Here is a 254-nt window from a genome sequence, read left to right as displayed (position 1 = left end):
CTAAAATATCTCCGGTACGGAAACGTGAGCGAACAAGCAATGCTTGTGGTTCAATCACTTTATATAATTTCACACGCATTTCTGAAAGGATTTTCAACACTAACGAAAGGCCTGACAATCTATCCATATAGCTTACTACCGCCCGGCCAATCCCAAAGGTACGGACGCCGACAATGGGAACATACACCATGAGGATGGATTCAGGGCGGGCGGCTGATTTAGAGATCAAATATCCTGATGTAAACATAAGGGCC

General features: G+C 44.9%; 1 pseudogene. It reads right to left on the bottom strand.

Annotated elements, in window-relative coordinates:
* Positions 1–254, bottom strand: a pseudogene (locus tag RYX56_RS23880) (amino acid ABC transporter ATP-binding protein); the annotation flags it as partial.

Source organism: Alkalihalophilus lindianensis, assembly GCF_032843265.1.
GTDB lineage: Bacteria > Bacillota > Bacilli > Bacillales > Bacillaceae_D > Alkalihalophilus > Alkalihalophilus lindianensis.
This window is presented reverse-complemented; position numbering and strand designations above follow the sequence as displayed.